The sequence below is a fragment of the Actinomyces sp. S6-Spd3 genome (assembly GCF_000758755.1).
In the GTDB taxonomy this organism is placed as follows: Bacteria; Actinomycetota; Actinomycetes; order Actinomycetales; family Actinomycetaceae; genus Pauljensenia.
The window spans coordinates 1-567 of sequence record NZ_JRMV01000166.1 but is presented as its reverse complement, the minus strand read 5'-3'; the positions used below and the strand labels follow the sequence as shown (position 1 = coordinate 567).

At 55.6% G+C, this 567-nt stretch carries 1 protein-coding gene; it reads right to left on the bottom strand.

Annotated elements, in window-relative coordinates:
* Window positions 1–208 precede the first annotated feature (208 nt).
* Window positions 209–567: divalent metal cation transporter (locus HMPREF1627_RS00995; RefSeq protein ID WP_034500385.1), on the bottom strand; the 359-nt coding region annotated here is incomplete at its 5' end.

Here is a 567-nt window from a genome sequence, read left to right as displayed (position 1 = left end):
GGTCGAAATTTAGCCACGGTGAACTTTCAAAACTTACATACCACTAAACGCGTTGCCACTGCGGTGGCAAGAGCCTTCAAGGTTGCGGATACGGACAAATCTGATTCGATTCTACCGGTTTTCACTCTGAGCTGTAAGAGAGTCCGTGCCCCGGCTATGCCATCAGCTTGCGTGGCGCGGACAGGGAGACGATAGGTGACACTCGCGTTTAAGCGGGCATGTCCACGCCCGTGAAGGTTAGATAAATGAGGGCGAAGTTCAGCGCTACAATCAGGGCGGAAACCGCCGCCATTGCTATCTTCATTGCCGTGCCGTCGCGATAATCCCCCATAACGTCCTTACTGGCCGTGTACCAGGTGAGCGGAATGATCGCGAACGGAATACCAAACGAAAGCGCAACCTGCGAAATCACCAGCGCCCACGAGGGATTTGGGTACACCCAAAGCACAATCAATGCAGGGATTAGGGTAACCAAGCGCCTCGCCCACAGCGGAACTCGCACATGTAGCAGGCCGCCCATTATCTCCGAGCCCGCATACGCTCCCACCGACGTTGACGCAAGGCTGG